A 690-nucleotide genomic window follows, 5' to 3' on the forward strand; every position below is an offset into this window, starting at 1 on the left:
CGGGCAGGGCGGGGCTGTCAGGTTTTGCGGGCGGGGCGGGCTACTGCGCCGCCAAAGCGGGCGTGATCCGCCTCACTGAAACCCTCTCCGCCGAACTGAAAGAGCATGGCGTGAATGTCAACTGCATCCTGCCTGGCACGATCGACACGCCAGCGAATCGCGCGGCGCGTCCCGACGCCGACTTCTCGCGCTGGGTCGCGCCCGACGCGCTCGGCGAGGTCATCATGTTCCTCTGCTCGCCTGCCGCGCGCGCCATCCACGGCGCGGCAATCCCCGTGTACGGGCTGTCGTAGCCACAGAAGGCTTCGGGATGCAAGGGCGCATCAACTACTGGGCACTCAGCGTGTTCTGGCTGGGCGTGAGCGTCCACTGGGCGGCATTTTTGACGATTGCGATGCAGGCGCGGGTGAACGACCTTGCGCCGCTGGAGCAGCGCGGGCTATACCTTGCGTGGCTGGCGGCGGCGGGCGCGCTGATTTCCACGATCGTTGAACTCATCGCGGGACCCATCAGCGACCGCTGCACTTCCCCGATGGGCAGGCGACGCCCGTTTATCCTGTGGGGCACGCTGCTGAGCCTGCCGTTCGTCGTGCTGTTTATGACCACGCAGAGCTTCGCGTTGCTGATCCTGCACTTCGTGGCGATTCAACTCTTTCTGAACTGGGCGAACGGTCCGTATCAGGCGGTGAT

General features: G+C 65.4%; 2 protein-coding genes. Both read left to right on the plus strand.

Annotated elements, in window-relative coordinates; genetic code table 11:
* On the plus strand, positions 1–293 hold a 293-nt coding region (locus tag NW837_RS15905; RefSeq protein WP_414332702.1), incomplete at its 5' end, for an SDR family oxidoreductase.
* A gap of 17 nt (positions 294–310) precedes the next feature.
* A partial coding sequence (locus tag NW837_RS15910) for an MFS transporter (RefSeq protein ID WP_414332705.1) occupies positions 311–690 on the plus strand: 380 nt, incomplete at its 3' end.

Source organism: Synechococcus sp. R6-10 (assembly GCF_047461815.1).
Lineage (GTDB): Bacteria > Cyanobacteriota > Cyanobacteriia > Thermostichales > Thermostichaceae > Thermostichus.